The organism is Polaribacter sp., from assembly GCF_965660385.1.
In the GTDB taxonomy this organism is placed as follows: Bacteria; Bacteroidota; Bacteroidia; order Flavobacteriales; family Flavobacteriaceae; genus Polaribacter.
Genome location: NZ_CBFHZT010000085.1, coordinates 1 through 6,919, shown reverse-complemented (window position 1 = coordinate 6,919; position 6,919 = coordinate 1). Strand labels below are relative to the sequence as shown.

Sequence of the window (6,919 nt, the reverse complement as noted above, 5' to 3'; positions counted from 1 at the left end):
ATAATCATTCACAAAGAAATCTACTTCTTGGTTTATTGAAGTTGATAATATCGGTCTATCTTGGAAATATTTACTTTTCAAAATTCTATATGTTCCTTCTATTATTGAATTTGAGAATTTCACATCTTTCAATGCAATCTTCTTTGTTATTTGTACTTGCTGATTTTTGATGAATTCGTGAATAGTTTGATTGTTATTTTCGGAACCTCCATCAACTATTAAATCAACATTCGACTTCCCTACTGAAATATCAAACTCATTTTTAATTGCTCGCTTTAAACTTTCTAATCTAATACTCGCTGATAACTTTTTTGAAACGTCATAAGCAATAATCTTTCTTGAGAAATTATCTACAATAGTATAAATATAGTACTGAATATTATCAATCGTTTTATAATAAGTAACATCCATATGCCAGATTTCATTGTGAATATTTGCTCTTGTTGAAATACGCTTCCTCTGTACACCCAAAGCATAACAAATTTTTACAGAAGAATGATAAGGATTGTACTTTTTCATTTTACAAAAAAAGATGATTTTTTAATAAAAATCAGTTCAATTTTCATTTTTTTAGCCTTTTCGAAAATTCGAAAAGTACTCTCAAAAATAGGGTGGTTCGATGTTTAAAAGTGGTTCTAAACTACACTAACTCTTTGATAATCAAATACAATTGGTTCGATAGTAGCGCATGAGGGGGAGCAAAAAGCCTTATCATTTTATGATAAGGCTTTTTTATTGGATTCAAAACATTGAAAATCAATATTTAATGAACAATTTCAATAATTAGATTTCTTATTTCAATTCATACACAACTTTTGAGATTCATCCATTAATTCTCTCAGTTTTATTTCATTAGTTTTTTCCCAACATCAAAAGTTCACTAACAACAACTTCTGTAACATAACGTTTTTCACCTTCTTTAGTTTCGTAAGATCGTGAAGTTAGTTTACCCTCTATAGCCACCTCTTTTCCTTTGGTTACATATTTTTCTATAATATCACAGGTTTTTCCCCAAGCAACAAGATTATGCCATGCTACTTTATCAATTTTTTGTCCTGAAGTATTTGTGTAGCTTTCATTGGTTGCCAATGAAAACTTTGCCAATTTTTTACCAGATTCTAATTTGATGATTTCAGGATCATTTCCTAAATTTCCAATTAATTGTACTTTGTTTCTTAACGTATTCATAAGATAAGTTTTTGTGCGTATTATTTAACGCAGGTTTATAATTTAATTTTGTTGATGAAATACCAATATAAGTTCTGTATTTTCAACACTGCAAAGGTGTAGCAATACATAAATTAAAAACGGTTGTTAATCATTTGTTTTCGTTTGTAAACGAATGTAAACGTTTAAATATTTTTAATATATTTGTATTCAATAAGTTAGTGTTTTAATAAAATTGATATTTTTTGGAGGAAAGAAATTGTTTAGAATGTTCAGAAAAGCTTGTAGGTAGAATCGACAAAAAATTTTGTTCGGACTATTGCAGAAATGCCTATAATAACAAAGTAAATAAAGAAAGTAAAAACTTAATTAGAAATACCAACAATAGACTTCGAAAAAACTATAATATCTTATCAAAACTTAATGTTTCAGGTAAAACAAAAGTATCTAGAAGAAAGTTATTTGATAAAGGTTTCGATTTCCAGTTCTTTACATCTATCTACACAACCAAAACAGGAAACACTTATTTTTATATTTACGATCAAGGCTATTTAGCTTTAGAAAATGAAACTTTTTTATTGATTAAAAGAGATTAATAATTTTATTCAAGGTAAAGGGTTTTGAAACTTTTTCCATAACTGTAATTGATTGGTTTTTCTATACAAACCAAAAGATAACAATTTTAAAAAACGATCAAATTTTTGGTATAGTTAGTGTGCCAAAAATGTATAAAAGAATCATTTTTAGTGCCTTTTTGAAGGAAAAAAACTATGTTTTATCAATTTAAAACAGAGTAGGACATTAGAGATAAAATTTATTTTGTTGAAAAAACTTAGTTGATAAAGAAACATTTCAAGAATGTCGAATTTATCAAAATGATGAATTTGTTCTTATTGTTTTTAATAAACAACTACCTTGTAAGGAAGGCATTATAGAGATTAAAAAGTATATTAAAGTGCTGAATATAGGACACAATAGATTTTAAAGATAAGGTGTAATTGTTTGAAAAATTCACCCTAAATGAAAATTTCATTATCTATTTGCATTAACCAAAGTTGCTCTAAAAAAATAATATTTTTAGGAAATAATATTTTATACAATTTATTTCCAAGTGTTTCCTTTTACTTTAATGGCGGCTTTTAATACATCTTTCTGACTCAGTTGTCCTATTAATTTTCCTTTTTCAACTACAGGAAATCGTCTTCTATGAGAACTTATAAACTTAAAAGCAGCATCAAATATATTCATATCTTTATCTATAGTATCTACATCTGTAACCATGTATTTCCCTACTGTGTTATTGGTGTCAGAAGGCATATTGTAATATTTACTTTCAGAGATATGTTTTATGCAATCTGTTTCAGAAATAATACCAACAAGTTCGTTTTTATCGTTGGTTACAGGGCCTCCAGAAATTTTATATTTAATCAATTGGCTAATTACATGATCTAAAGAGTCTTCTGCTTTAAAAGTAACTAACTTTGTGGTCATGTAATCTGAAACTAAAATTTGTTCTTTTGTTTTACCTTGAGACTCGTCTCTTTTTCCTTGAAAGCTTTTAATTCCCATAATTGTTTGATTTTATTCTGCTTAAATGTAGTGTTTTTTCTGTTTCATTCAAAAATAACGTTAATTTTTTTTAAAATCCTTAGTTATTAAAATTTAATTAAATGAAAAAACAATCTTTTAAATTATTAAAAATAATGTCAAATTTTATGTAATAGGTAATTATATTCAAATTTTAAAGATGATAATTTTCCATAAAAAAAGCGTTTTGACATTTTCAAAACGCTTTTTTTAAATTCTATTATTCTTAATTATTCAATCTCAGAAACACGTAATGTATTTACCATACCTTTTGCTTCTGCTGGCATTGAAGCTAAGTTAATTATTAAATCACCTGGTTTTACAAAGCCTTTTTCTCTAGCAATACTATTAATATCTTCTACAGTATCATCTGTGGTTAAGTTTTTGTCATAATAATAAGCTCTAACTCCCCAAAGTAAGTTTAATTTTCCTAAAATTCTTTTTTCTGTAGAAAATGCTAAAACATGAGTTCTAGGTCTCCAAGATGAAATTTGAAACGCAGTATACCCACTATTTGTTAATGTAGAAATTGCTGCTGCACCAGTGTCGTTTGCCATCATTGCTGCATGATGACAAATTGATTTTGTAATGAACCTATTGGTTCTAATATGTGGTGCCTCTTGAGGTACTTTAATCATTCTAGAGTTTTCTACGCTTCTAATAATTTCAGTCATTTTTTGGATAACACGCAAAGGATGTTTTCCTACAGAAGTTTCTCCAGATAGCATTACTGCATCAGCACCATCCATAATGGAGTTCGCAACATCATTCACTTCTGCTCTAGTAGGCACAGAATTGTCGATCATTGTTTCCATCATTTGAGTAGCAATAATTACAGGAATTCTTGCTCTTTTAGCTCTTCTAACTAATTTTTTCTGAATTAATGGTACTTCTTGCATTGGTATTTCTACCCCTAAATCTCCACGAGCTACCATTAAACCATCACAATAAGGTATTAAAGCATCTAAATTCTTAACGGCTTCTGGTTTTTCTATTTTTGCAATTACCGGAATTCTGTATTCAGAATGTTGTGCAATTAAATCTCTTAACATTCTTAAATCATCTGGTGTTCTAACAAAAGATAAGGCTATCCAATCTACCTGTTGTTCTATTGCAAAAACAGCATCACCCATATCTTTTTCAGTTAGTGCAGGTAAAGAAATTGCAGTATTAGGTAAGTTAACTCCTTTTTTAGATTTTAAAGGCCCACCAACCAGTACTTTAACAACAACTTCATTCTCTTTGTTTGTAGATTCTACTTCGAAAAGTAATTTACCATCATCAACTAAAATGTGTTCTCCTACTTTAACATCTTTAGGAAAGCGCTGATAGGTCATATAAGCTTTTTCTTTGGTACCTACACATTCATCTGTTGTAAATTTAAAAGTGTCACCATCTTTTAATTCAACGCCATCTTCCATAACGCCTACTCTAAGTTTTGGTCCTTGTAAATCTCCAAGAATAGCAATATTGTAGCCATTTTCTTCATTTATCTCTCTAATTCTATCTACATTTTTCTTTACAATATCGTAGTTTGCATGAGAGAAATTAATTCTGAAAACGTTTACACCAGCTTCAGCAAGTTCTTTCATTTTTTCTTTAGTATCTATTGCTGGACCTAAAGTTGCAACTATTTTTGTTTTATTATTGTGTGGCATATTTTAAAATATTAAAAAATCTTTCGATTTTAAGGTGTTTTTATCTATTGAGTAAGATGTAATTACTTGATCTATTGCTTTGATTTTTTGTATGGTTTCTACAATATAAGTATATTGTATATTACCTGTAATTTTTATAAAAAAATCTACTTTTTTCTTTTCTGGAATTAAATATGATTTTGTTTCTGAACTTAATAAAAGTTCCTTAGATATTGTTTGATTTTCTTTTCTAGAACTATTCGCTATCAAAAACCACTCAAAATCATAGGTTTTATTTACATAATTAAATATTGAAAAAGAAGCTTGTTTGTTTTCTTTTCCAAATGTTAAATCTTCTTTGTTTTTACAAAAACGAGTTGCTAATTTTTTATTCAATACATAAGCAAGTTTATAATCTTCTAATGTGGTATGAATTCCTATTAAAGAAAATTCTTCTTCACATATATTTAGGCCTAATGAGTGAATTTGCATAAATAGTAATAAGCTCTAATTTAGTATTTAATTGTGCTAATTTACTAATTGTTTACGAGTTTTAAAGTTATTTTAACGAAAACGTTATCGTGTTTAGCTAATCGAAATTTGATTTTGAAAAGCGTAATATACTCTTTTAGAGGCTAGTTCTTCTGCTTTTTTCTTAGAGGTTGCTCTACCTTTTGCAATTTGCTCACCATCAATACTTACTTTAACACTAAAATGTTTTACTGGATCGTTGCCAGTATCTTCATAAGTATCAAATTTGTACTTCTTTTTTTGTTTTTGGCACCATTCAATAATCAAACCTTTATAACTTGTTATTTTACCTTCTAGTTTTTCAATATCAACATAAGGTAAAATTACATTTTCAAAGATAAATTTTTGAGAAAATTTATAACCTTTATCTAAATAAATAGCACCAATTAAGGCTTCAAAAATATTACCGTGAATATTTTCACCTACATTAGCTTCATCAACATTACTGTTAACAAAACGTATTAGGTCTAAATCTTTTCCTAAATTGTTTAAATGATCTCTGCTAACAATTTTAGAACGCATTTTGGTTAAATAGCCCTCAGAACCAGAAGGTACTTTTTGATACAAATATGCTGCAATTACAGCTCCTAAAATAGAGTCTCCTAAAAACTCTAAACGTTCATAATTTATAGGATTGCCTTTTTCATCAGATATTTGTACTGATCTGTGGGTAAAAGCCTTTTTATATTTGTTTAAGTTTCTTGGTGTAAAGTTTAAAAGCTCTTTTAATTCGTAGTATAAAGCCCTATCTTCTTTGTTTTTAGGTGGTCGCTTTATAACTATTTTAGGAATTAGCTTCATTTTTTTTACTCCTCCAACTTCTTAAAAGCAACACAAGCATTATGACCACCAAAGCCAAATGTATTGCTCATTGCCACTTTAATTGCTCTTTTTTGAGGCTTATTAAGTGTAAGGTTTAATTCAGGATTAATGTTTTCATCTACATTTACATGGTTAATTGTAGGGGGTACAATGCTGTTTTCCATCGCTAAAATAGAGGCAATAGATTCAATAGCACCAGCAGCACCTAATAAGTGACCAGTCATAGACTTGGTAGAATTAATGTTGATGTTTTTTGCGTGCTCACCAAAAACTTCAGAAATGGCTTTTAATTCAGCAACATCACCAAGAGGGGTAGAAGTTCCATGAGTGTTAATATGGTCTACATCTTCTGGATTGATGCCCGCATTTTCTAAACAGTTTTTCATTACTGCTATTACACCAATTCCATCAGGATGAGGAGCTGTCATATGGTATGCATCAGAAGACATTCCTCCTCCAATTACTTCCGCATAAATTTTTGCACCTCTGGCTTTTGCATGTTCATATTCTTCAAGAACAATGGCACCAGCACCTTCACCTAAAACAAAACCATCACGTTCTGCATCAAAAGGTCTTGAGGCGGTTTCACAGTTGTCATTTCTTTCAGAAAGCGCTTTCATGGCATTAAAACCACCAACGCCAGCTTGGGTAACCGCAGCTTCAGAACCACCTGTAACAATAATGTCACAATGTCCTAATCGAATGTAATTTAGCGCATCTATCATAGCATTTGCAGAAGATGCACAAGCAGAAACCGTAGTATAGTTTGGCCCCATAAATCCATTTTTAATAGATATATTTCCGGGAGCGATATCTGCTATCATTTTTGGGATAAAGAATGGATTGAATCTTGGGGTACCATCACCAGCGCCAAAATTAATGGCTTCATCTTGAAATGTTTCCAATCCTCCAATTCCTGCTCCCCAAATTACGCCAACACGTAATTTGTTAATCTCGTCTAAATTTAAATCAGCATCAGCAATAGCTTCATCAGAAGCTACCATTGCATATTGTGTAAATTTATCCATTTTACGGGCATCCTTTCTATTTATAAAATCGGTAACCGTAAAATTCTTTAATTCACATGCAAAACGAGTTTTGAACTTGGCAGCATCAAAGTGTGTGATAGGTGCTGCTCCACTAACTCCGTTAATTAAAGCGTTCCAATATTCTTC

Annotated in this window: 8 protein-coding genes; 1 reads left to right on the top strand and 7 read right to left on the bottom strand. The window is 29.8% G+C overall.

Annotated features, from left to right (window positions below; all coding sequences use genetic code 11):
• Positions 1 to 519: integrase catalytic domain-containing protein (locus ACTG3V_RS14605; RefSeq protein ID WP_439132912.1), on the bottom strand; the 519-nt coding region annotated here is incomplete at its 3' end.
• 333 nt (positions 520 to 852) lie between these two features.
• Positions 853 to 1,188 (bottom strand): single-stranded DNA-binding protein, encoded by a 336-nt coding sequence (locus ACTG3V_RS14600; RefSeq protein ID WP_439132910.1) that lies wholly within the window; start codon positions 1,186 to 1,188, stop codon positions 853 to 855.
• A gap of 224 nt (positions 1,189 to 1,412) precedes the next feature.
• Here ACTG3V_RS14600 and ACTG3V_RS14595 point away from each other — a divergent pair, with 224 nt between their 5' ends.
• On the top strand, positions 1,413 to 1,763 hold the full coding sequence (locus tag ACTG3V_RS14595) for a hypothetical protein (RefSeq protein WP_439132909.1): 351 nt from the start codon (positions 1,413 to 1,415) through the stop codon (positions 1,761 to 1,763).
• A gap of 505 nt (positions 1,764 to 2,268) precedes the next feature.
• On the opposite strand, the gene ACTG3V_RS14590 is transcribed toward ACTG3V_RS14595, so the two are convergent.
• The 5 genes from ACTG3V_RS14590 to fabF all read right to left on the bottom strand — a co-directional run.
• Positions 2,269 to 2,736 (bottom strand): CBS domain-containing protein, encoded by a 468-nt coding sequence (locus tag ACTG3V_RS14590; RefSeq protein WP_439132907.1) that lies wholly within the window; start codon positions 2,734 to 2,736, stop codon positions 2,269 to 2,271.
• Between the two features lie 248 nt (positions 2,737 to 2,984).
• Positions 2,985 to 4,412 carry a pyruvate kinase gene (pyk, locus tag ACTG3V_RS14585; protein WP_439132906.1) on the bottom strand — a complete coding sequence of 476 codons (1,428 nt, stop codon included), beginning with the start codon at positions 4,410 to 4,412 and terminating at the stop codon, positions 2,985 to 2,987.
• Positions 4,413 to 4,415: 3 nt separating this feature from the next.
• Entirely contained in the window at positions 4,416 to 4,883 is a 468-nt protein-coding gene (locus tag ACTG3V_RS14580; RefSeq protein WP_439132905.1) for an IPExxxVDY family protein, read from the bottom strand.
• Positions 4,884 to 4,976: 93 nt separating this feature from the next.
• Positions 4,977 to 5,723, bottom strand: a complete 747-nt coding sequence (gene rnc / locus ACTG3V_RS14575) for a ribonuclease III (RefSeq protein ID WP_439132904.1) — start codon at positions 5,721 to 5,723, stop codon at positions 4,977 to 4,979.
• Positions 5,724 to 5,728: 5 nt separating this feature from the next.
• Positions 5,729 to 6,919 (bottom strand): beta-ketoacyl-ACP synthase II (gene fabF / locus ACTG3V_RS14570; RefSeq protein ID WP_439132903.1); only part of this gene is annotated, 1,191 nt, incomplete at its 5' end.

Excerpts from the sequence above, each read along its gene's own strand:
- ACTG3V_RS14600 (WP_439132910.1), bottom strand. The coding sequence starts at position 1,188 with ATGAATACGTTAAGAAACAAAGTACAATTAATTGGAAATTTAGGAAAT.
- ACTG3V_RS14590 (WP_439132907.1), bottom strand. The coding sequence starts at position 2,736 with ATGGGAATTAAAAGCTTTCAAGGAAAAAGAGACGAGTCTCAAGGTAAA.
- pyk (WP_439132906.1), bottom strand. The coding sequence starts at position 4,412 with ATGCCACACAATAATAAAACAAAAATAGTTGCAACTTTAGGTCCAGCA.
- ACTG3V_RS14580 (WP_439132905.1), bottom strand. The coding sequence starts at position 4,883 with ATGCAAATTCACTCATTAGGCCTAAATATATGTGAAGAAGAATTTTCT.
- rnc (WP_439132904.1), bottom strand. The coding sequence starts at position 5,723 with ATGAAGCTAATTCCTAAAATAGTTATAAAGCGACCACCTAAAAACAAA.